We start from the raw sequence: 2,004 nt of genomic DNA, 5'->3' as shown, positions 1-2,004 counted from the left end.
CCTGGCGCGTGACCTCGGGGTTGGAGACGTGCCCGACGACGGTCTTCCGCGGCACGCCGAGGCGGGACTGGATGTACCCGAATTCGCGGTCGCCGTGGGCTGCCTGGTTCAGGTTCATGAAGTCGAAGTCGATGTCCGCCCACGGCAGGGCCACGTTCGCCTGGGTGTGCAGGTGCAGGAGCGGCTTGCGGAGCAGGTCCAGTCCCTGGATCCACATCTTGGCCGGGCTGAACGTGTGCATCCACGCGGTAACGCCGATCACGGCGTCGTCCGAGTTCGCTTCCAGAGCGGTGCGGCGGATCGCGTCCGCGTCCGTCAGCACGGGCTTCCAGACGAGCTTGACCGGAACATCGGAGGACGCGTTCAGTGCTGCGGCGATCTCCTGGGACTGCGCGGCGACCTGCTTGAGGACGTCCTCGCCGTAAAGGTGCTGGCTGCCGGTGAGGAACCACACTTCGTAGTGTTCGAGGGACGTGTTGTGGGCGATGGGCATGCGTTTCTCCTTGAAGGTTCGTGGGTGGCGCGCGTTAGCGGCCGTAGACGTTCTGGTAGCGGCTGTAGAGGGACTCGATCTGGCCGGCGTCGATGGGCAGCGGTTCACCGAGCTGCCGGGAAATGTGGACGGTGCGGGCCACTTCCTCGCACATTACGGCGGCCTTGACGGCGGAGCGGGCGTCCTTGCCGATGGTGAAGGGGCCGTGGTTCTGCATCAGGACAGCCGGTGAATGGGACGCCCGGAGCGTGTCCACGATCCCGCGGCCGATCGAGTCGTCCCCGATCAGCGCAAACGGGCCCACCGGGATGGTGCCGCCGAATTCGTCGCCCATCATGGTCAGTACGCACGGGATCGGCTCCCCGCGCGCAGCCCATGCCGTCGCGTAGGTGGAGTGCGTGTGGACGACCCCGCCGACGTCGGGCATGTTCCGGTAGACGTAGGCGTGCGCGGCAGCGTCCGACGACGGCGAAAGGTCCGGATTGCCCCACGCCCCGTCGCCATCGCCGCCCACGGGAACCCCGTGGAGGTCCGTGACCACCATGAGTTCGGGCGTCAGCGCATCGTAGGAGACCCCGGACGGCTTGATGACCATCAAGTCATGCCCCGGGACGCGGGCGGAGACATTGCCCGCGGTCCAGACCACCAGCTCGTACCGGGTCAGTTCGGCGTGCAGCGCGCAGACCTCGCGGCGGATCGTGGCAATGGTGTCCAGCAGGGCGCTCATGCGGAGACCCCCGCGGTGAGGAGCGTTTTGCTCGCGTTCCGCTGGATCTTCTTGAGCCGGTGCATGACCTCGTTCGCTCCGCGGCCGAAGTAGTCATGCAGGGTCCGGTATTCGCGGAACAATTCCTCGTAGGCGGCGACGTTTTCCGGGATCGGGGTGTAGACGGCGCCGGGCTCGGATCCCATGGCAGCCGCGGCTTCCCGGATGTCCTGGTACTCCCCCGCAGCGACGGCGGCGTGGATCGCCGAACCCAGCGCGGGACCCTGGGTGGAGCCGATCGTGGAGAGGGGCAGTCCCGTGATATCGGCGTAGATCTGCATCAATAGCGTGTTTTTCAGCAGCCCTCCGGCCACGATGAATTCCTTCACCGGCACCCCCGCGTCGCGGAAGGCGTCAACGATAGTGCGGGTGCCGAAGGCCGTGGCCTCCAGCAGCGCCCGGTAGATGTCTTCCGGGCGGGTTGCCAGGGTCTGGCCCACGATCACTCCGGAGAGTTCGTGGTCCACCAGGACGGACCGGTTCCCCGAGTGCCAGTCCAGGGCAATGAGTCCGTGTTCACCGATCTCCTGGGTGGAGGCGAGTTCGGTGAGGTATTCGTGGATGCCCAGGCCCGTGGCTTCGGCAGCTGCATGATATTCGGGCGGCACGCCGTACTTGGTGAACCAGCCGAAGATGTCGCCCACCCCGGACTGGCCGGCCTCGTAACCCCAGAGCCCGTCCACGATCCCGCCGTCGACCACTCCGCACATGCCCGGCACCTCACGAAGCTCGGAGCCGTTCATGA

Annotated in this window: 2 protein-coding genes and 1 pseudogene; all 3 read right to left on the bottom strand. The window is 66.7% G+C overall.

Features of this window, described 5'->3' with window-relative positions; genetic code table 11:
• Positions 1–493: pseudogene (locus tag AHiyo1_RS21670) on the bottom strand (L-arabinose isomerase); the annotation flags it as partial.
• Between the two features lie 34 nt (positions 494–527).
• Positions 528–1,220 carry an L-ribulose-5-phosphate 4-epimerase gene (locus AHiyo1_RS21665; protein WP_059389953.1) on the bottom strand — a complete coding sequence of 231 codons (693 nt, stop codon included), beginning with the start codon at positions 1,218–1,220 and terminating at the stop codon, positions 528–530.
• The coding region (locus AHiyo1_RS21660; protein WP_172465701.1) for an anhydro-N-acetylmuramic acid kinase at positions 1,217–2,004 on the bottom strand (788 nt) is incomplete at its 5' end. The genes AHiyo1_RS21665 and AHiyo1_RS21660, both read right to left, overlap by 4 nt.

This window comes from Arthrobacter sp. Hiyo1 (genome assembly GCF_001263615.2).
Classification (GTDB): Bacteria; Actinomycetota; Actinomycetes; order Actinomycetales; family Micrococcaceae; genus Arthrobacter.
Note: the sequence above shows the minus strand (reverse complement) of the source record. Positions and strands in the feature narration are given on the sequence as shown.

Bases quoted from the DNA above. Each gene is read 5' to 3' on its own strand.
- AHiyo1_RS21665 (WP_059389953.1), bottom strand. From the start codon at position 1,220: ATGAGCGCCCTGCTGGACACCATTGCCACGATCCGCCGCGAGGTCTGC.